Source organism: Elioraea thermophila (ex Habib et al. 2022), assembly GCF_003336755.1.
In the GTDB taxonomy this organism is placed as follows: Bacteria; Pseudomonadota; Alphaproteobacteria; order Acetobacterales; family Acetobacteraceae; genus Elioraea; species Elioraea thermophila.
This window is the reverse complement of the sequence record NZ_QMDI01000006.1, coordinates 1-18,729: the sequence shown is the minus strand read 5'-3', so window position 1 is coordinate 18,729 and position 18,729 is coordinate 1. Positions and strand designations below refer to the sequence as shown.

General features: G+C 71.7%; 18 protein-coding genes. 12 read left to right on the top strand and 6 right to left on the bottom strand.

The annotated features are described in order from the left end of the window. Window positions 1-29: 29 nt before the first annotated feature. From DWB05_RS09835 to DWB05_RS09825, 3 genes are all read left to right on the top strand, one after another. Complete coding sequence (locus DWB05_RS09835) at window positions 30-911, top strand: SMP-30/gluconolactonase/LRE family protein (RefSeq protein WP_114377043.1); 882 nt, start codon at window positions 30-32, stop codon at window positions 909-911. An 11-nt stretch (window positions 912-922) separates the two neighbouring features. Next, window positions 923-1,726 carry an NAD-dependent epimerase/dehydratase family protein gene (locus tag DWB05_RS09830; RefSeq protein ID WP_114377042.1) on the top strand — a complete coding sequence of 268 codons (804 nt, stop codon included), beginning with the start codon at window positions 923-925 and terminating at the stop codon, window positions 1,724-1,726. 65 nt (window positions 1,727-1,791) lie between these two features. Then, window positions 1,792-3,267, top strand: coding sequence for a DUF2867 domain-containing protein (locus DWB05_RS09825; RefSeq protein ID WP_114377041.1), 1,476 nt, complete (start codon window positions 1,792-1,794; stop codon window positions 3,265-3,267). 14 nt (window positions 3,268-3,281) lie between these two features. Here the strand turns inward: DWB05_RS09825 and DWB05_RS09820 are convergent, their stop codons facing one another. After that, window positions 3,282-4,211 carry a TIGR01777 family oxidoreductase gene (locus DWB05_RS09820; RefSeq protein WP_157967155.1) on the bottom strand — a complete coding sequence of 310 codons (930 nt, stop codon included), beginning with the start codon at window positions 4,209-4,211 and terminating at the stop codon, window positions 3,282-3,284. A 133-nt stretch (window positions 4,212-4,344) separates the two neighbouring features. Here DWB05_RS09820 and DWB05_RS09815 point away from each other — a divergent pair, with 133 nt between their 5' ends. Then, window positions 4,345-4,920 (top strand): DUF2867 domain-containing protein, encoded by a 576-nt coding sequence (locus tag DWB05_RS09815; protein ID WP_157967154.1) that lies wholly within the window; start codon window positions 4,345-4,347, stop codon window positions 4,918-4,920. 14 nt (window positions 4,921-4,934) lie between these two features. Here DWB05_RS09815 and DWB05_RS09810 read toward each other — a convergent pair whose 3' ends face one another. Genes DWB05_RS09810 through DWB05_RS09800 form a run of 3 tightly spaced genes read right to left on the bottom strand, consistent with a single transcriptional unit; the run spans window position 4,935 to window position 8,751 of the window. Beyond that, window positions 4,935-5,888: a 1,4-dihydroxy-2-naphthoate polyprenyltransferase gene (locus tag DWB05_RS09810; protein ID WP_114377038.1), complete on the bottom strand. Its 954-nt coding sequence runs from the start codon at window positions 5,886-5,888 to the stop codon at window positions 4,935-4,937. Beyond that, window positions 5,885-7,786, bottom strand: a complete 1,902-nt coding sequence (locus tag DWB05_RS09805; RefSeq protein WP_114377037.1) for a TRAP transporter fused permease subunit — start codon at window positions 7,784-7,786, stop codon at window positions 5,885-5,887. The genes DWB05_RS09810 and DWB05_RS09805 overlap by 4 nt, the downstream gene beginning before the upstream one ends. Further along, window positions 7,783-8,751 (bottom strand): TAXI family TRAP transporter solute-binding subunit, encoded by a 969-nt coding sequence (locus DWB05_RS09800; RefSeq protein ID WP_157967153.1) that lies wholly within the window; start codon window positions 8,749-8,751, stop codon window positions 7,783-7,785. Before DWB05_RS09800 ends, DWB05_RS09805 begins: the two co-directional genes overlap by 4 nt. Before the next feature lie 323 nt (window positions 8,752-9,074). Between DWB05_RS09800 and DWB05_RS09795 the strand changes: the two genes are divergently transcribed. Next, complete coding sequence (locus tag DWB05_RS09795; RefSeq protein ID WP_114377035.1) at window positions 9,075-9,524, top strand: DUF3429 domain-containing protein; 450 nt, start codon at window positions 9,075-9,077, stop codon at window positions 9,522-9,524. A 112-nt stretch (window positions 9,525-9,636) separates the two neighbouring features. Beyond that, window positions 9,637-9,963, top strand: a complete 327-nt coding sequence (locus DWB05_RS09790; protein ID WP_114377034.1) for a hypothetical protein — start codon at window positions 9,637-9,639, stop codon at window positions 9,961-9,963. Window positions 9,964-9,996: 33 nt separating this feature from the next. Here DWB05_RS09790 and DWB05_RS09785 read toward each other — a convergent pair whose 3' ends face one another. Next, a complete protein-coding gene (locus tag DWB05_RS09785; RefSeq protein WP_114377033.1) occupies window positions 9,997-11,427 on the bottom strand; it encodes a sensor histidine kinase in 1,431 nt (476 codons plus the stop codon). Between the two features lie 51 nt (window positions 11,428-11,478). Continuing rightward, complete coding sequence (locus tag DWB05_RS09780; RefSeq protein ID WP_114377032.1) at window positions 11,479-12,429, bottom strand: LysR family transcriptional regulator; 951 nt, start codon at window positions 12,427-12,429, stop codon at window positions 11,479-11,481. Between the two features lie 139 nt (window positions 12,430-12,568). On the opposite strand from DWB05_RS09780, the gene DWB05_RS09775 reads away from it, so the two are divergent. Genes DWB05_RS09775 through DWB05_RS09750 form a run of 6 tightly spaced genes read left to right on the top strand, consistent with a single transcriptional unit; the run spans window position 12,569 to window position 18,569 of the window. Then, window positions 12,569-13,990, top strand: coding sequence for a form I ribulose bisphosphate carboxylase large subunit (locus DWB05_RS09775; protein WP_114377031.1), 1,422 nt, complete (start codon window positions 12,569-12,571; stop codon window positions 13,988-13,990). Window positions 13,991-14,049: 59 nt separating this feature from the next. Further along, on the top strand, window positions 14,050-14,391 hold the full coding sequence (locus tag DWB05_RS09770) for a ribulose bisphosphate carboxylase small subunit (RefSeq protein ID WP_114377030.1): 342 nt from the start codon (window positions 14,050-14,052) through the stop codon (window positions 14,389-14,391). 57 nt (window positions 14,392-14,448) lie between these two features. Then, complete coding sequence (locus DWB05_RS09765; RefSeq protein WP_114377029.1) at window positions 14,449-16,476, top strand: alpha-carboxysome scaffolding protein CsoS2; 2,028 nt, start codon at window positions 14,449-14,451, stop codon at window positions 16,474-16,476. Between the two features lie 25 nt (window positions 16,477-16,501). Beyond that, window positions 16,502-18,031, top strand: coding sequence for a carboxysome shell carbonic anhydrase (locus DWB05_RS09760; RefSeq protein ID WP_198669131.1), 1,530 nt, complete (start codon window positions 16,502-16,504; stop codon window positions 18,029-18,031). Beyond that, complete coding sequence (locus DWB05_RS09755; RefSeq protein WP_114377027.1) at window positions 18,028-18,315, top strand: alpha-carboxysome shell vertex protein CsoS4; 288 nt, start codon at window positions 18,028-18,030, stop codon at window positions 18,313-18,315. Before DWB05_RS09760 ends, DWB05_RS09755 begins: the two co-directional genes overlap by 4 nt. After that, on the top strand, window positions 18,312-18,569 hold the full coding sequence (locus DWB05_RS09750) for a carboxysome peptide B (RefSeq protein WP_114377026.1): 258 nt from the start codon (window positions 18,312-18,314) through the stop codon (window positions 18,567-18,569). The genes DWB05_RS09755 and DWB05_RS09750 overlap by 4 nt, the downstream gene beginning before the upstream one ends. Window positions 18,570-18,729 lie beyond the last annotated feature (160 nt).

The following is an 18,729-nucleotide window of genomic DNA, read 5'->3' as shown; positions in this document are numbered from 1 at the left end:
AGGCGGTCCGCAACGAAGATGGAGCAAAGATGCCCGAGATCACGCTGCTGACCCCCGATGTCAGGCTCTCGCTCGGCGAAAGCCCGGTGTGGGACGCGGAACACGGTCGCGTCCTGGTCGCCGACATCTGGGCGAGCGTGATCCACGCGTTCTCGCTCACGGGCGAACATCTCGACACCTGGTTCTTCCCTTCCGAGGTCGGCAGTTTCGGCCTCTGTCGTTCCGGGCGCTGGATCGTCGCGCTGCGCCACGAGGTCGTGCTGTACGACTGGCGCCGGCGCCGCGCCGAGCGCCTGTGTCGCCCCGAGCCGATCCCGCCCTATGCGCGCCTGAACGACGGCAAGGTCGGGCCCGACGGCGCGTTCTGGGTCGGCTCGATGGACGAACGTTCTCCGCGCGGACCGGTCGGTCATCTGTTCCGCATCAGCCCCGATGGCACGTGGCGGGAGATCGCGGGCGGTCTGCTCACCTCCAACGGGCTCGCCTGGACGGCGGATGGAGGGACGATGCTGCACTCCGACAGCGGTGAAGGCTGGATCGACGCCTGGGACTTCGACCCCGCGACCGGCGAGGTGCGCAACCGGCGGCGGATCGCGACACCCGACCCCGCCGTGCACGGCAAGCCGGATGGCGCGGCTTTCGATGCCGCCGGCGTCTACTGGTCGGCCGGCGTGCGGCTCGGCCGCATCAACCGTTACCTCGCGGACGGCACACTCCTCTCCTCCGATCCGTTCCCCGTCCCGGGGCCAACCATGCCCTGCTTCGCCGGCGAGGATCTCCGTACCGTCGTCTGGACCACGCTGCGCACCACCCTCGGCGCCGAGGTGGTCGGCGACCATCCGCTCTCCGGGGCCCTGTTCGCGATGCGTGCCGAGGTGCCCGGCGTGCCCGTTGTGCGTTTCGCCGATTGAGCCGGCGCGCGATGCAGCTCCCTTCTCGTCCCGTCGTTCTCACCGGCGCCTCGGGCGCGCTCGGCCGCGAACTCGCCCGCCGTCTCGGCGAAGCCGGCTGGCCATTGGTGCTGACCGACATCGCGCCCTTCCCCGACCCCGTGCCGGCGGCCGCACGCTTCATCGCGGCCGATCTCGAGGACGGGGTCGCCATCCTCCGCCTCTGCGAAGGGGCGGGAACGATCCTCCATTTCGGCGGCGTTTCGGTGGAGCGGCCCTTCGAGGCGGTGCTCGGCCCCAACATCCGCGGCCTCTATCACATCTACGAGGCGGCACGACGGGAGCGGGCGCGTGTCGTCTTCGCCTCCTCCAACCACGTCATCGGCTTCCATGAGCGGACGACCCCGCTCGATGCCGAGTGCGCCTACCGGCCCGACGGCTACTACGGCCTCAGCAAGGCCTATGGCGAGCTGATGGCGCGTCTCTATTTCGACAAGCACGGCGTGGAGAGCGTGATCCTGCGCATCGGCTCCTGTTTTCCCGAACCGCGCGACGCCCGCATGCTGGCGACGTGGCTCTCGTACGCCGATCTCGTGCGCCTTGTGACTTGCGCCACCCTTGCGGAACGGGTCGGGGTGGCGACGATCTGGGGGGCTTCGGCCAATGCGCGCTCCTTTTGGCGCCGCGACGACCGCGCCGTGATCGGCTGGGAACCGAAGGACAGTGCCGACGCCTTCGCGCCCGCGCTTGCGGCAAAGGTCAGTGACGATCCGGTCGCGGAACGCTTCCAGGGCGGCGCGTTCTGCGCCATCGACTACACGCGCGATCGCGGCTGACGGCTCCCCTTGCGCGGCCGCTTTGCCCTGCCAACCTCCACGGCCGGGAAGGCGGGCGAGGGGCCATGACGACGACGCTGGAGGTCCCCACGGCGAGGACGGAGCGCGCCCACGCGCCGGGCAGCGTGCTGGTCGTCGGCGGGTCGGGCTTCGTCGGCCGTCATCTCGTGCCGCATCTCGCCACGCGGGGGTTCGCCGTGCGCGTGCTCGCGCGCAACACCCGCCGCGCCGAGGCGGAAGCCTGGCAGGGGGTCGAGCTCCTCCGCGGCGATGCGACCGATCGCGCCTGTCTCGGCCCCGCTCTCGCCGGCGTCGATGTCGCCTATTACCTGGTGCATTCGATGACGGCCGGGAAGCGCTTTCCGGACGTCGATCGTGCGGCGGCGGAGACCTTCGCCAACGCCGCGCGCGAGGCAGGCGTGCGTCGCATCGTCTATCTCGGCGGGCTCGCGCCGCACGATGTCGACACCGTGCATCTCGCCTCCCGTGTCGAGACCGGCGAGATCCTGCGCCGCCATCATCCCGACGTCGTGGAACTCCGCGCCGGCATCATCATCGGCCCTGGCTCGGCCGCATTCGAGGTGATGCGCGACCTGGTCGCCAACCTCCCCATCATGCTGACACCGCGCTGGGTGCGCTCGCTCTCTCCCCCGATCGCGCTCGATGATCTGCTGGCGCAACTCGAGGCGCTCGCCACGCTCGAGGGCGTGGCAGGGGCGGTGATCGAGACCGCGGGCCCCGATCGCCTCTCCTACGAGGGGATGATGCTGCGGCTGGCCGATGCGCTCGGCAAGCGCCGACCGCTCATCATCCGCGTGCCTCTGCTCACGCCCGAACTCTCCGCCTATTGGATCGAGTTCGTCACGTCCACGCCGGCGCCGATCGCGCGCGCCCTGATCACCGGCCTGAAGCACGACCTCGCCGCCACCAAGGATCCGCGGCTGGAGGCCGTCGCCCCGGCGCGCATCGGCTTCGACGAGGCGGTGCGGCGCGCGCTCGCGCGCGAACGCGAACGGCTCTCGGGCGGGCGTTGGCGCGAGGGCGCGTTCGACCTCAGGGGCATGCGCCACGAGATCGCGTATTACGGGGTGGCGATGCGCCATGCGAGGCCGTGCACCGCTTCCGCCGAGGCGCTGTGGCGATCGCTCGAACGCTTCGGCACGCGCGAGGGGGGTGCGCTTTCGCTTCGCGCCTTGTGGGCGATCCGCCGCGCGCTCGAGCGGGCCCTCGGCGGCGAGATCGCTCCGCCGCGCCGACCGGGACCGTTCCGCCCCGGCGAGCGCTTCGACGTCTGGCGCGTGCACGGCGCCTTTCCGCCCGCCTCCCTCGTGCTGCTCTCCACCCTGCGTGCGCCCGGCGCGGGTGGCTTCGAGTTCGCGATCGAGGACGAGGGCGCACGCCGCGTCGTTTCGGCCACCATCCACTGGCACCCGCGCGGCTTCTGGGGGCTGATGTACTGGTACGTGCTCGCACCGTTCCACCGGCTCGTGCTGGCCAGCCTCACCCGTGCCATCGTGCACGGCGCGGAACGAAGCGGCTGAGGCGCTGGCCCCGATCAGCCCGCCAGCACGTCGCGCACGGCAGGCCCGATCTCGGGGAAGCGGAAGGAGAAGCCGGCGGCGAGCAAGCGGGCGGGGATCACGCGCTGCCCGTCCAGCAGGATGGTCGCCCCATCGCCGAGCAGGCCCTCCAGCACGAAGGACGGCACCGGCAGGCGGAAGCGCGACCCGGCCGCGTCGCCGAAGGCCGCCGTCGCCTCGTCCATCCGCACCGGGTTGGGCGCTGTCACGTTGTAGGTGCCGCGCATCGTCGCATCACCGATCGCGCGCAGGATCGCCGCCACCGCATCGTCGCGATGCACCCAGGAGGCCCATTGCCGACCCGAACCGATCCGCCCGCCGAGGAACGGCCTGATCCTGCCCAGCACCTCGCGGAAGCGCCGCGTCATGCCGAGCGCGATGGAGAAGCGCAGGGTGACGCGCCGCACGCCGAAGGTTTCGGCGCGCGCCGCCTCGCGTTCCCACGCCACGCAGACCTGCGCGAGGTAGTCCTTGCCGGGGGGATGGTCGGCGGCGTCGCTGAACACGGTTTCCGCATCCGGGCCGTAGAACCGGCAGGCGGAAGCCGAGACGAACACCGGCGGACGGGGCTCGGCGCGGGCGATCGCGTCCACGATGGTGCGCGTGCCGATCTCGCGGCTCGCCAGGATCTCGCGCTTGAACTCCGGGCTCCATCGCCCGGCGATCGGCGAACCGGCGAGATGGACCACGGCATCGACGCCCGCGAGCGCCGACACCCACGGCCCGACGGCTCCTGGCGTCCAGGCCTCGATGCGGACATGGGGGAAGGCACGCGGGGAGTAGGTGGCGCGGCCGCGCGCGGGGCTTCGCGTCAGCACGCGCACTTCGATCCCCTGCTCGCGGCAGGCCGCGATCAGCCGTTCGCCGATGAAGCCCGTGCCCCCGGTGACGGCGATCGCCCGCACCGCTTCCACCCCGTTCGCCTGGCTGTGTGACGTTTGATCCAAATCAGCCCCCGAAGCGGGCGTGTTCCCTAGCGTAGGCAGACTGCAGGCGATGGCCGCGCGGCGGAAGGGCGCCGTGGCCCGGAGGACATGCATGGCAAGGCCGGACGAGCATCTCGGCTATCCCTATCGAGCGGGGGGTGAAGCGCGCACCCGGGCGCGGCCCGAGTCCGTCTGGCGCGTGGTCTCCTCCATCGGCGGCGAGAACCGCTACCTTACGCTGAACGCACTGTGGACGGTGCGCGAGGCCGTGGACGCGCTGCTGGGCGGCGAGGGGCTGGTGCGCCGCCGTCCGGCCGGCGGCGTGCTGCGCCCGGGCGATCGCATCGATTCCTGGACCGTGCTCGTCGCCGACGCCCCGCATCGCCTGGCCCTGCTGTTCGGCATGAAGGCTCCGGGGCGGGGTGTGCTCGAGTTCGTCATCCGTCGCGAGGGGGAAGGCACTGTCGTCTCCGCCACCGCGTACTGGAAGCCGGACGGGTTGCCCGGTGTGCTGTACTGGCGGGCGATGGAGCCCGCGCATCTGTTCCTGTTCCGGATGCTGACGCGAGAGATTTGCCGCCGCGCCGAACAGCTCGAGGCGGAACTCGCGTCACCGGCCCGGCGCGCCGAACAGCCGGCGGCGGGCTCCAGCACCGGGCTCTCGCTCGCCGCCCGCCGGCTGCGCTGAGGGCGCAGGCGCCATCACAGGAGCCAGCCGACCGAGAACAGCGCGGCGTACAGGACGAGCAGCCTGCCCGTCCGCGCCACGCAGGCGTCGAGCGTGGTGGCGTCGTCGCGCGTGAGCACGAGGCGCACGGTCGGGAAAGCGGCCGGCAGCACGAGGGCGGCGGCGAGCAGGGCGGGCCCGGCGGCGCCGGCGAGCACGAACACCACGGGCAGGGCGGCGGCCAGCACGATCGCGGTCACGATTTCCGCCCGTGCGAAGCCTCGCCCCAGCATCACCGCGAGCGTGCGCTTGCCGCGGGCGCGATCGTTCTCGATGTCGCGCAGGTTGTTGACGGCGAGGATCGCGACCGAAATGAACCCGGGGCCGAGCCCGGCCACGATGGGCCGCCAGTCGAGGCTCAGCGCCTGCACGTAATAGGTGCCGGCGACCGCCACGGGGCCGAAGAAGATCAGCACGAACAGCTCACCGAGGCCGCGGTAACCGTAAGGAGCGGGCCCGCCGGTGTAGAGGACTCCGGCGAGGATGGAGGCAAGCCCAATCAGCACGATCGGCCAGCCGCCGCGCGCGACGAGGAAGACCCCGACCAACACGGCGAGCCCGAAACTGAGCACGGTGGCGGCAAGCATCTGCCGGGGCGTGACCAGGCCCTCGGGCAGCACGCGGCGCCGTCCGCCCGCTGCCCTATGGTCCACGCCGTTGGTGAAGTCGGAATAGTCGTTGGCGAAATTGGTGCCGATCTGGATCAACAGCGCGCCGAGCAGGGCGGCGAGAGCGGAGGCGGCGTGTGCCGTGCCATCGGCGGCGGCGAGCGCGATGCCCATCACCACCGGCGCGACCGAGGCGGGCAGGGTGCGGACGCGCGCGGCGTAGAGCCAGACGGCGAGCGGCGAGGGGATGGCGGTAGGCGCTGCGCTGGCGGCGGGCCCCGTGCGGGCGGACGGCCGGCTCTGCGTCTGTGGTCCGGTCATGCGGATCTCCGGGCGATGTCGGGGCGGATCAGCGGGCCGTTGCGATGAGGATGGAACAGCCAGCCGGCGCAGAGCGCGGCGACGGCGATCAGCGCGGTCGGCACCAACGAGGGCAAGCCCGGCGCAAGGGCAGCCAGCGCAGCGAGCCCGGCCCCCGCCGCGACCACTCGCTCGCTCACGGAGAGCGGCCCCGACGCGCGGCCGATCGTTGCGGCGGTGACGAGGGCAAGCGCGAGCACGGCAGGGCCGAGGGCGGCGAAAAGCCGCATGGGAGACGCCGGATCGAGCAGGGAGGGGGCGAGTGCGAAGGCGAAGGGCGGCACGATGAGGCCGGGCCAGAGCGGCAGGGTGGCACGCGCAGCCCGCCAAGCCGAACAGCCGGCGATCGCGGCCGCCGCATAGGTGGCAAGCGCCACGGGCGGTGTCACCATCGCCAGCACCCCGAACCAGGTCAGGAACAGGTGCGCGGCGAGCGGTGGAATCCCCGCCTCGGCCAGGGCCGGGGCGGCGATGCCGGCCATCAGCACATACACGCCGAAAGTGGGCAGGCCGAGGCCAAGGAGAAGGGCGACCGCCGCTGCGGCCACGAGCAGCGCCGGAGCACCGTACTGCGCCATCGCCGCAAGGCGCAGCGAGAGCAGCGAGCCCAGCCCGTTGACGGCAAGCAGCCCCAGAAGAACGGCCGAGGCGGCAGCGAGCAGGAGAAGCCCGGCGACCCCCGATGCGGCCTCGACGGCGGTGCGCGCGAGCCGCCGCCGCGCCCGTGCCGGGCGAGCCAGCACCGTACCGAGGACGACCGGAGCGGTTGCCGCCAGCGCAGCCTCTCCCGGCGGCGCGGCGGCGACGAACAGGAGCCACAGCAGGAGCAGGACAGCGGCGACCGAGCTCAAGAGCTCGGCCGGCCGCACGGCGCTGCGACGGGGCGAGGCCGCCGGCGAAGGCGGGGCCGGCATCGCGCCGCGCCGTCGTGCCGCGAGATCGACCGCCAGCAACAGCGCGGCGAAATAAAGGACGGCCGGAACCACCGAGGCGGCGGCGACGCGCGCGTAAGGAATGCCGAGCGTATCGGCGATCAGGAAGGCGGTGGCGCCGAGCATCGGCGGCATCAGCTGCCCCCCCGTCGAGGCCGTGGCCTCGATGCCGGCCGCCTCCTCGGGGTTGTGTCCGGCCCGGATCATCGCCGGGATGGTGACCGCGCCGGCCGTGGTCACGTTGGCGACCGCGCTTCCCGACAGCGTGCCAAACGTCGCCGAGGCGAGCACGGCGGCCTTGGCGGCGCCACCGGGAAGCGTCCGCACGCGGCCGACGACGATGGCGACAAGCCCGCGCAGCCCGCCCAGCTCCTTCAGCGCCACACCGAGCAGCACGAAGGGGGCGATCGTGTGCAAGGCGAGGTCAAGCAGACGGCCGAACAGCGCGTTGCCGTCGAAGACGAGGAAGACGAGGAGGCGGGGGGCATCGACTTCGGCGACCCGCCAAGCCGAGGGCAGGGCAGGTGCGGCGAGGGCGACGAACGCGGCCAAGGTGAGACCGGTGAGGGGCAGCACGGGGCCGAAACCCGCGTGCACGGCAAGGCCGAGAGCGCCGAGAAGCGCAGCCGCCACGACGACCAACCAGGCGGGAGGTGCGGCAAGCCACGCCTGTGCGGGTACGGCAAGCCAAGCTGCGGCTGCCAACGCCAGCGCGGCGACGGCCAGGGCAGCGTGCCCTCCGGCCCCCGCCGCGTCGCTGCCGCGTCGACCCCGAGCCACCGTCAGTGCGGCCGCGCCGAGGGCGAGGGCGAGCATCGGTTCCGTCGGCACCATCAGGCCGAGACGACCGGGCAGGTCGAGGCCTGTCGCCGCGACGAGACCGAGCAGGGCCAGCGCGACCAGGACGTCGGGCCCGCGCGCGCTCACGGCGAGAGGGCGGCGACGGCCGGATGGAGGGCAAGCGAGGTGCGCGGTCGGCCGAGCGCCTGGGGGTCGAGATCGCGGAAGGCCGGGTGGCGCGCGGCGAGCATCTCCCGCCCCTCGCGCAAGGCGAGGAACACCTGCCGCACGATCGCAGCATCGAGATCGCCTCGTGCGAGGAGAAGATTGTCGAAGGCGAGGGCAAGGATGGGCTCGTTGAAGCCGATCAGCCCCGGCCGCGGCGAGAGGCGTTCGAGATACGCGTTGGGTGCGACGGCCTGCACGCGGGCGAGGGCGGCCGCGTCGTCCGGCACGGGCAGCAGACGGAGACGGATTGCGGCGTCGACCTCGATCACCTTCGCCGCGCCGATGGCGAAAAAGAACGCGTCCGCCCGCCCTTCCTGGAAACGGGCGGCGCCGGCCACCGGATCGGCCACAGGCACGGGGCGGATATCGGCCCGCGTGAGGCCGCCCGCGGCGAGCAGCGCGTCAAGCAGCCGCGCGATCGCCGGGCTTGCCGAGAAACCGGCCGTGACTCGTCGGCCGGCGAGGTCGGGGAGGCGCTGGACCGGCTGGTCGGCCCGCACGTAGAGGCCCGCGCGCAGGGGAAAGAGGCGGGCGACCACACGCGGCTCCAAGGCGCGGTCTGCCGGCTCGCCGCGGGCTGCCTCGGCCTCGAGTGCGTTGGCGATGGCGAGATCGAGCCGCCCCGAGCCGAGCAGGCCGACCAGGATCGCTTCACCGGCGTTCGGCAGGACGCGGGTCTCGAGGCCAGCCTGCCGGGTCAGCAGTTCGGCGATGGCGGAGGCGGCGGCGTGGCTCACCGTGCCCGGGGCCATCGCACCGAGTCGGAGCGGAAAGCCCTCCTGCCCCGCGGCGCGGAAATCGCTGACCAGCAGGGCGACGGAGGCCAGCAGTGCCCGCCGTGCGAGCCTGGGGCCGCAGTTCGGTGCGGTTCTCTCCGCAGCCACCGCCGGTCGTTCCTCCTTCGTCCGGGGAGGATCCGCTGTCGCCGGATCGGCCGTCAATGCGCTGCCCGCGACCGAGGCCAGCACGCGAGCACGGGGTGAACCTTGAACCACCGAAGTAGGCTAGGCGGCTGGCGGTCGGCCCTCCTTGCTCTGCGTCAAAGAGGGTTCCCCTCCCCGTGGGATGAGCGTCCGGTGAGGCCGCTGCGCCGCGTTCCGCCGATGGTGTTGCGCGTGGTGCAGCTGGTCGGTTCGGCGAAGGGCAACTCGCCCACGCCCGACCCGCGAGCCGTTTGCCCTTGCCCACGCTTCGTGAGGTTGGTCCGATGACGTCATCCTTGCCATCCGCCGCACTGTGGCTCGGGGTCGCGGGGCTGTTGCCGTTCCTGGCCTCGGCTGCCGTGGTCCTGCTCGGCCTGCCGCCGGGGGAGGCGGTCGCCGTGCCGGCGCTGATCGCCTACGCCGCCTGCATTCTCTCCTTCCTTGGCGCGGTGCATTGGGGTTTCGCGCTCCGTGCCCCCGAAGCGGAGGCCCGGGCGAGCGGGCGGCGCCTCGCTCTCGGGGTGGTGCCCGCCCTCCTCGCTTGGCCGGCGCTGCTCGTGCCGGCGTGGATCGGTCTCGGCGCGCTGATCGCGGCCTTTCTCGCCGTCTGGGCGGCGGAGGAGGTGGCGGGGCGCCAGGGGCTCATTCCGCCATCGTATCTCTGGCTGCGGCGGGGGCTCACCCTGGTGGCGGTGGTCGCGATGTCGGCGGTGTGGGCGAACCTGTTGGGCTGAGGGATCGGCGAGGCCCGGCACCTTCGCGTGCAGCATACGAACGCGGGGATTGCTCTCGGCGCGCCATTAACGTCTCATTAACCAGTCGACGGCCGAGGGGGAGCAAGCGGCGATGGCGGAACAGTCCGGTGCGGTGGTGATCCCGTTTCCCCGCCGCGAGCGCAACGAGGGCGAAGGGCAGACGGATGCCGCGGCGGCGCAGGCGCGCATGGCGCGAGCACTCGCCTCGCTCGAGGGCGCGCTTGCCGAGCAGCGGACGGCGGTGGCCGGGCTGCAGGCGGCGCTGGCCGACCTCGGCGCGGCGACGGCACGGCTCGATCACGGTCTCAGCGGCTTTTCGAGCCGGCTCGACGCGCTCGCCCAAGGCGTGCGGGGGGTAGGGGCGAAGGCGCGCGATCTCGAGGCCTGGGCGGACGGGGTGCTCGCTCGCGCGCGCTGACCGCTCCGCTCGACGGCGGGCGAGGGCCAAGGCTCACGCCTGGCGCCGGGCGACGGCCAGCGAAGCCTCCTCCTCCTCCGCCGGCTCGCGCGGGAAGCTGAGCACGAACACCGTTCCCTCCGGTCCCGTGCGCTCGAGCGCGATGTCGCCGCCGTGGGCGCGCATGATGTCGCGGGCGATGGCGAGGCCGAGCCCCGACCCGCCCTGCTTGCCGGAGACGAAGGGGCTGAACAGGTTGGCCCGCACCCGCTCGGGCAGGCCCGGACCGTTGTCGCTGACCAGCACGTCCAGCGTTTCCGCCGTCTCGCGCGCCTCGATGCGCACCCGTTGCGCGCCCGCTTCGAACGCGTTGCGGAACAGGTTGAGGAAGACCCGAAACAGCTGATCGCGATCGCCCTGCACCTCGAGGGTCGGCGGCAGGCGATTGTCGATCCGCCAGGCCTCGCCCGGTGTCGCCGTTGCGCCGGCTTCCGCCACCACCGAGACGAGTCGGGTCGGGCGGCGATCGAGCAGCGGTGGGCCTTCGCGGGCGTAGGCCAGCGTCTGGCGGCACAGCGCCACCGCCCTCTCGATCGCGGCGAGCAGGGTAGGGGCCACCTCCCGCACCTTGGGGTCGGCCGAGCCCGTCAGGCGGTCGGAGACGAGCAGGGCGGTGGCGAGAATGCCGCGCAGATCGTGGTTGATCCGCGTGACCGCCGCCCCAAGCGCGGCGAGACGCGACTTCTGCCACAAGGCGCGGCGAAGCTCGTCCTGCATGGCGGCGAGTTCGCGCATCGCGACCCCGATCTCGTCGTTGCCCCCGCGGGGTGGGCTCGGCGGCGGCGCGCCCTCGGGGTCGAGGCGAAAGGCGACGATCGCACGCGTCAGCCGGCGCATCGGTCGCACCAGCAGCCAGTTCAGCACCAGGAACATCAGCGCGCCGGCCGAGGCGGAGATCGCCAGCGCTTCGACCAGCAGCGTGGCGAAGGCACGCTCGAGATCGTGCTGCAGCGGGTCGGCGCGCAGCACGATGTCGACGCGCACGTCAGGCTGTTTCGGCGAGGGACCGATGACCCGGATCAGTCGATCCTCGCGCGAAACGAGGACGGCGAAGGCCGAAACGGCGGCACGCAGAACGCCGGTGGTGCCGAGGTCGATCATCTCCGACACCGGCCCGTCGAGCGGGCGGGCCAGCGCGAGCACCCGCTGATCGTGCCGCCGCAGGCTCACCACCTCGACGCCGGCGAGACGAAGCAGATCCTCCTCCAGCGCCTCGTCGACGGTCTGATCCGGGGCGGCCTCGAGGGCGAGGGCGGCGAGATGCGAGGCGGCGATGCGGTTGGCGAGCCAATCGAGATGCGCCCGCCCGAGGGACGGGCCCAGGATCAGCACCTGGGCGACCAGCACGACGCCGACGGTCAGCCAGAGGAGACGGCTGGAGAGGCTTCGCGCCGGCCTGGGCGAGGAGACTCGTCGGTCGGCCATGGCGGCAGGATACACCAGCCGCAGGGCTTGCGCCGACGGCCCAAACGGCGGTCAGGCCGAGGAAGCAACGACCGGTACGCGGCGGGGGCCACCGTCGGAGCCGTGGCGCGACTCGCGCAAGAGCTCGCGGAAAGCCCGCGCTCCCGGCGACAATTGCCGTTGCGCGCGATGGACGACGAACCACTGGCGGAGGATTGGGAACCCGGCGACGTTCAGCGTGACGAGACGGCCGAGCTGCAGCTCCGTCTCCACCGTCTGCGCCGAGATCACCGCGAGCCCAAGCCCCGCCTGCACGGCCTGCTTCACCGCCTCGTTGGAAGCGAGCACACAGGCGTGTTGAACCCGCACCCCGGCGGCGGCGAGCACGCGCTCGAAGGCGGCGCGGGTGCCGGAGCCCGGCTCGCGCATGACGAAAGGTTCGAGAGCGAGACGATTGAGCGAGATCGGTGCGGCCGCCGTATCGGGGTCGCAGGCGAGCGGATGGTCGGGTGGGGCGATGACGACGAGGGGGTTGTCCATGAAGCGGGTGGCGAAGAGCTCGGAGGAGTCGGGCGGGCGCCCGATGATCGCGATCTCGACCAGGTTGTCCTCCAGCGCCTGCACCACCTGGTCGCGGTTCGCCACGTGCAGCGTCACCGTGATACCCGGGTGGCGGCGGCGAAAGGCGACGAGGTAGTCGGGCAAAAAGTAGTTCGCAGTCGAAACGACGCCGAGGCGCAGGTGCCCGCGCTCGAGACCGCGCAGGCGATGCAGCGCATCGTCGAGATCGGCGAGGGTCTGCGCGACCTGGCGGGCGGAGCGGACGATCTCCTCGCCGGCCTCGGTGGCGACGAACAGGCGTCCGCTGCGTCGCAGCAAGGGAAGGCCCACCCGCTCCTCGATCTGCTTGAGCTGCATGGAGACGGCGGGCTGGCTCAGGCCGAGTTCTTCCGCGGCACGGGTGACGGAGCCGAGGCGAGCGACCGCCTCGATGATCTGCAACTGGCGGAAATCCAAGGTCATGGCGCGATCATAAGGGCCGCTGATGGCGAGGCAAGGAGCGCTGATTGGACCTTATCGGTGCTGCGGGCGTAAGCGTGATGATGCCACGGTGGTTACGGTGCCGTGGACGCCTTGTGATGTGGATCGGGAGGAACGACCGGTGGCTGCGAAGACCTACCAGGCGGGGGTCAAGGACTACGCCAAGACCTATTGGACCCCCGATTACGTGCCGCTCGACACCGACCTGCTCGCCGTGTTCAAGGTGGTGGCGCAGCCCGGCGTGCCGCGCGAGGAGGCCGCCGCCGCGGTCGCGGCAGAGAGTTCGACCGGCACCTGGACGACGGTCTGGACCGACCTGCTGACCGACCTCGAATACTACAAGGGTCGTGCCTACCGCATCGAACCGGTGCCGGGCGATCCGAACGCGTTCTACGCCTTCGTCGCCTATCCGCTCGATCTCTTCGAGGAGGGCTCGGTCGTCAACGTGCTCACCTCGCTGGTGGGAAACGTGTTCGGCTTCAAGGCGGTGCGCAGCCTTCGCCTGGAGGACGTCCGCTTCCCGCTCGCCTACGTGAAGACTTGCGGTGGCCCGCCGAACGGCATCCAGGTCGAGCGCGATCGGCTGAACAAGTACGGCCGCCCGCTGCTCGGCTGCACGATCAAGCCGAAGCTGGGGCTGTCGGCAAAGAACTATGGCCGGGCGGTGTATGAAGCGCTGCGCGGCGGCCTCGACTTCACCAAGGACGACGAGAACATCAACAGCCAGCCCTTCATGCGCTGGCAGCACCGTTTCGAGTTCGTGATGGAGGCGGTGAAGAAGGCCGAGGCCGAGACCGGCGAGCGCAAGGGCCACTACCTCAACGTCACCGCGCCCACGCCGGAGGAGATGTACAAGCGCGCGGAGTTCGCCAAGCAGCTCGGCGCGCCGATCATCATGCACGACTTCCTCACCGCCGGCTTCACCGCCAACACCGGGCTCGCCAACTGGTGCCGCGAAAACGGCATGCTGCTGCACATCCACCGTGCGATGCACGCGGTGATCGACCGCAACCCGATGCATGGCATCCACTTCCGTGTGCTCGCCAAGTGCCTGCGCCTCTCCGGCGGCGACCATCTCCATTCCGGAACGGTCGTCGGCAAGCTCGAGGGCGACCGCGAGGCGACGCTCGGTTGGGTCGACATCATGCGCGAGCCTTTCGTGCAGGAGAATCGTCGGCGCGGGATCTTCTTCGACCAGGACTGGGGCGCGATGCCCGGCATGTTCCCGGTCGCCTCGGGCGGCATCCATGTCTGGCACATGCCCGCCCTGGTCACGATCTTCGGCGACGACTCGATCCTGCAGTTCGGCGGCGGCACGCTCGGCCACCCCTGGGGCAACGCGGCCGGCGCGCACGCCAACCGTGTCGCGCTGGAGGCTTGCATCGAGGCGCGCAACCAGGGCCGTCCCGTCGAGCGCGAGGGGAGGGAGATCCTCACCGAGGCGGCGAAGCACTCGCCCGAACTCGCGATCGCAATGGAGACCTGGAAAGAGATCAAGTTCGAGTTCGACGTCGTCGACAAGCTCGACCTGGCCAAGCACTGAGCGTGCGCCGCCTGCAACGACTGCGACCCGAACCCCTGCGCTGACCAAGGAGGCGCACCATGCCCGAAATGATGGCCTATCCGCCGACGCGCCGTCGGACCGAGACCTTCTCCTACCTGCCGCAGATGACGCCGGAGAAGGTGGCGAAGCAAATCGCCTACATCATCGCCCGCGGCTGGAACCCGGCGATCGAGCATACCGAGCCGGAGAAGTCGTTCTCCAACTACTGGTACCTCTGGAAGCTGCCTTTCTTCGGCACGCAATCCGTCGAGCTGGTGATGAGCGAGCTTGAGGCTTGCCACCGCGCCAACCCGGGGCATCACGTGCGGCTGATCGCCTACGACAACTTCGCCCAGTCGCAGGGGCTCGCCTTCGTCGTCTACCGCGCGGGCGGGCGCTGAGCGGGCGGGCGGAATGAGACCGATCCGGATCGATCGCGGCGGGGAGGAAGCGGGGGCATGAGCGTTGAGGCGGCATCGGTGCCGACGGGGCGCGCGGCGGCCATTCTGCGCCGCCGCCAGCTCTCGCAGGGCAAGGCCGCGCTGCCGCCGCCGAAGGATCGGCTCGGTGCGGGGTTCCGGCTTGCGCTGCGCGGGCTCTACACGCCGCCGCCCGCGACGGTGGCGCCGCCTCCGCCGGTGTCGTTCCCGGAGGCTGCCGCAACCGCGCCGTCGCCGACACCGGCGGCGAGCGCGGCGAGCCCCGTGCCGAGCCTCTCGCTCAATCTGGTCGGGCGCGATCTGGCGGTGGCGCGGCGTCGTCTCCTGTCGCAGGGCAAGGCGGCCTTGCAGGCGGCCTCCGCGCCGCGGGCCGAGGTGCCGACGCAACCGGCTGCCGCGCCCCCGGCATCCACGCCCGTTTCGGCAACGGTGAGCCTGGCGGAATCGCCTGCCCTCACGGGGCGAGAGCTCGCGATCGCGCGGCGATCCGCTCTGAGCCGCCATGGGCGTGCCGCCCTGGGCGCGGGGGCGACGATCGAGCGCCCGAAGCGTCAGGGCAGCATTCCGTTCCCGCCGAAGGTGGTGGAGAGCCGCACCGCCTCCGGCGTGATCGTGACCGGCTATTCGGAGGGTGTGGGCCGGCAGGTCACCGGCACGGAAGCCGGGCGCGAAAAGCCGATCTCCGGCACGCCGTTCATCGGCCAGGGCGAAGGCGCCTTCCTTCCCGCCGCCCCGAAGGTCGGGCACGCGCGCACGCCGGGCGGTCTTGTCGTTTCGGGCACCATGGTGCGCTCGCGCGTGCGCATCACCGGCGATGAGGCGAGCGCGACGCGGCGCATCACCGGCGAGGCCGATCAGACGCTGGAGGACGATCTCTCCGCCCGGCCCGAGAGCTACGTTCCGGTGGCGGCGCAGTTCCAGCGCCAGGCCAATCCGCATGGGCATTCGGTGTTCGGCACCAATCTCGGGCGCTCCATCCGGCATGTCGGGTCGCGGGAGCGGACACGGCAGCAGGCGGTCGAAGTGACCGAGGGCGGGGCGCCGATCACCGGTTCGGCGGTCGGGCGCAGCGTCAACGTCACGGGTGACGAACCCGGTGCCTGCCGCGCGCTCACGGGGACACAGTACCTGACGCCGGCCCGACGGGTGGAGGCCTGCAGCGGTCCGGCGCGCACGCCGCACCCGATGGCGGGCGGCGCGGCGGCGCGGCGCGACCCCGTCACCGGGCGGAAGGTGCACGAGATCGCCACCTGGGGCGGTCAGCGCGTCACCGGGACCGACATCGTCGAGCACATGGATCAGGTCACCGGCGACGAGCCCGGCGAGTGCCGCGTCGTGACCGGCACGCCCTATCTCGGCCCGAACACGACTTACGGCTACTGCGAGCCCGATGTCGCCGCGGCGCAGGAGGCGCGTCTGCCGCGGCCGGCGCGGGCCAAGGTGACGGGCGACGTGCCGATGCACGAGGCCGAGCGGGTGACGGGAACCGAACGGGGTGCGGCGCGTTCCGTCACCGGCACGCCCTACTGGCGCGAGGAGGCGGGCGGCGAGCAGGCGGATGGCGAAGGAGATCCTGTCGCGCGCGCGGCTGCGGCCTTCTCCATCCGCACGCCTGCGCGAGAGGCGCATCTTGAGCGTCGTGAAGCGCCGCGTCAGGGGCCGCGCATCACCGGTTCCTTCGCGGTGGGCGAAGGCAAGCTCACGGGGAACGTGGAGTTCGGTTTCGTCGACCGCTGGTCGCGCAAGGAGCCGGGCCTCAAGGAGAAGGTCGGGCACCAGAAGATCACCGGGCACGGCAGCGTGTCCGGCTACAGGATCACCGGCTCGGCCTGGGACGAGCACTCCCGCGTGACCGGCACCGAGGGCTACTTCGCCACCGTGCGCAACCCGACGGTGGCGCAGGGCGACCCGCATGGCTTTGCCGGCGCTCGCACCTTCAAGCGCGAGAGCCCGCACAAGGAGCCGCGCCGCCTGGTCACGGGCGTGATCGGCTGGACGCCGAAGTCGGCGGCGATCGTCACGCTGTCCGGCGGGGCGCAGGGTTGAGGGCAGGGTGCGGGGTGGATCGGCGATGATGCGCACCGCACGACGCGCCGCACCGCGCTGGTCGTTCGACTGGCAGCCTTGGGCGGTGGCAGGCTCGCTGGGAGCCGCTCCGGCGGTCGATCCGTGGCAGGGTGGTATGGCGTCCGCTGCCACCCATCCCCTGGCTGAACCGCAGCTCTCCGCGGCGCTTGCCCAGCGTGCCGAGCGCATTCGCGCCGCCTTCGCCGAGGTGGGACCCGCGATCGAGCGGGTGGCGACCGCCGGCTACGGTTCGGATGCCGCGGCGCGCGCCGCGCTTGCCGGCATCGGGGACGTGTCCGCTCTCGGCCCCCTCGCCGGGGACTGGAAGCGCCCGGTGGACTGGGTGGCTCGCCAGGCCGAGCTCGTCATCGCCGTCTTCGCCCGCCTCGTCGCCGAGGGGGCCGAGCGTTCGGCGATGCTCGACGGCGAGCCGGCCGAGGTCGTGATGCGCCGCTTCGGCTTCCATGCCGTCGACATCGCCACCTGTGCCGACGGCCGGATGGCGGGTCTCCTCGACTATGTGCTGCGCGTGCCGCGCGTGATCGTCGCCGCGCGCCGCTCCTATGCCGGAGCGCTGTTCCCGGTGGCGGAGGCCGTCTCCGCCTGGGAGCGGACGGAGCTGCGCCGCCTGCGCAACGGGAAGGAGCCGGTCGGCAACACGCGCTTCCTCAAGATGGGCGTGTACCACTTCTCCTCCCGCGACCCCTCGCACGAGGGATGTGCGGCACATGGCAGCGACGACCGCAAGGCGGCCGGCCTGCTGCTCGAGCGGCTGGAGGCCTTCGCGGCAGCGATCGACCGCCATTACGGCGATGCGGCGAACGTCGCCATACTGCTCGCCGGTCACGACACCGACACCGACTCGCTGCGCGTGCACGTGCCGGATGCATCGGGACGCATGGACATCGATCGCTTCGTCTGCGCCCGTTACCTGCATGACGCCACGGCCGGCATGACCCGCGAGGAGGCGAAGGAGCACATCCGCGAGGAGGTCGCCGCCTGCATGGGCGTCGCCGCGGACGATGCGGCGACGGAGGGAATGCGCTGGTTCTGCGGCTACCTGCTGAAGAACAACGTCGCCCAGGTCGCGGCCGTGCGCGCCCTCTATGGCGAGGGCTACCCCGATGCCGGGCACGACGAGCGGCTGATCGTGCTCGGCGATCCGATCGACGACGTGCAGCTGCGCAACCTCGCCTTCCAGGCGCAGGGGCAGTCGGTCGAGGAGCGGGCGGGCGATCTCGCGGTGGGCGTGCGCATCCTGGGCGAGCGCCTCAGTGCCGAAGGCTTGGCGGTTCCGGTGCTCGTGGTGCGGAGTTTCGACCCGGCCATTCCGGGTGACGAACAGGATGCCGAGGCGGCGTCCTTGCGCATGCGCGCTGCGGTGGCGCGGATGTTTCCTCTCGGCAACGGTCCGCGCGTGCATGCGGTCGCTGCCGTGCGCGCCACCGGGGGCGGGCCGCTTCGGTTCGTTCACGCAGATTCGGCAGGCGGGGCCGGCCGCGGCCCCTGCGGATGCGGAGGTCATCGGGCATGAAGATCTTCCAGGTCGAAGGCACCCTGGTCGCGACCGCGCGGATCTCGCAGCTCGAGAACCGGCGGCTCCTGGTGGTGCGCGAAAGGGGCGGAGGGCGCCAGGTCGCGGTCGATCCGGTCGGCTGCAAGGAGGGCGACTGGGTGATCGCGGTCGGCTCCTCGGCGGCGAAGGACGCGGCCGGGCACAAGGACTACCCGTCCGACCTCACCATCGTCGGAATCATCGACTACTGGGACGAGAGTCAGCCCAAGGCGGCGACCCCGACGACGAGGGCGGCGACATGATGATCCAGCGCGTGGTGCGCGACCTCGTCACCACCAAGCGGGTGTGGGGCCTGCAGGCGCGCAAGCTCCGCGTGGTCGAGGACGCGAAGGGCAATCTCGACGTGGCGGTCGATCCGGTGGGGGCGAAGGTCGGCGACTTCGTCATCACCATCGGCTACTCGGCGGCACGGATCGCGACCGGCAACCCGGCGGTGACGACCGATCTCACCATCGGCGGCATCATCGACGACTGGAGCGAGGAGAAATGGCGCTGACGGCGAAACGGCTCGCCGGCGGACCATCCACCACCCGAAGGACCAACCCCCAACCAGGCTCGGAGAGGAGAACCACAGATGGCCAGTGAGAAGATGGGCATCGCGCTCGGGATGATCGAGACGCGCGGCCTTGTTCCCGCGATCGAGGCGGCGGACGCGA

Excerpts from the sequence above, each read along its gene's own strand:
- DWB05_RS09765 (WP_114377029.1), top strand. The coding sequence starts at position 14,449 with ATGAGCGTTGAGGCGGCATCGGTGCCGACGGGGCGCGCGGCGGCCATT.
- DWB05_RS09810 (WP_114377038.1), bottom strand. The coding sequence starts at position 5,888 with ATGACCGGACCACAGACGCAGAGCCGGCCGTCCGCCCGCACGGGGCCC.
- DWB05_RS09755 (WP_114377027.1), top strand. The coding sequence starts at position 18,028 with ATGAAGATCTTCCAGGTCGAAGGCACCCTGGTCGCGACCGCGCGGATC.
- DWB05_RS09770 (WP_114377030.1), top strand. The coding sequence starts at position 14,050 with ATGCCCGAAATGATGGCCTATCCGCCGACGCGCCGTCGGACCGAGACC.
- DWB05_RS09835 (WP_114377043.1), top strand. The coding sequence starts at position 30 with ATGCCCGAGATCACGCTGCTGACCCCCGATGTCAGGCTCTCGCTCGGC.
- DWB05_RS09760 (WP_198669131.1), top strand. The coding sequence starts at position 16,502 with ATGATGCGCACCGCACGACGCGCCGCACCGCGCTGGTCGTTCGACTGG.
- DWB05_RS09785 (WP_114377033.1), bottom strand. The coding sequence starts at position 11,427 with ATGGCCGACCGACGAGTCTCCTCGCCCAGGCCGGCGCGAAGCCTCTCC.
- DWB05_RS09815 (WP_157967154.1), top strand. The coding sequence starts at position 4,345 with ATGGCAAGGCCGGACGAGCATCTCGGCTATCCCTATCGAGCGGGGGGT.
- DWB05_RS09825 (WP_114377041.1), top strand. The coding sequence starts at position 1,792 with ATGACGACGACGCTGGAGGTCCCCACGGCGAGGACGGAGCGCGCCCAC.
- DWB05_RS09750 (WP_114377026.1), top strand. The coding sequence starts at position 18,312 with ATGATGATCCAGCGCGTGGTGCGCGACCTCGTCACCACCAAGCGGGTG.
- DWB05_RS09830 (WP_114377042.1), top strand. The coding sequence starts at position 923 with ATGCAGCTCCCTTCTCGTCCCGTCGTTCTCACCGGCGCCTCGGGCGCG.
- DWB05_RS09795 (WP_114377035.1), top strand. The coding sequence starts at position 9,075 with ATGACGTCATCCTTGCCATCCGCCGCACTGTGGCTCGGGGTCGCGGGG.
- DWB05_RS09780 (WP_114377032.1), bottom strand. The coding sequence starts at position 12,429 with ATGACCTTGGATTTCCGCCAGTTGCAGATCATCGAGGCGGTCGCTCGC.
- DWB05_RS09790 (WP_114377034.1), top strand. The coding sequence starts at position 9,637 with ATGGCGGAACAGTCCGGTGCGGTGGTGATCCCGTTTCCCCGCCGCGAG.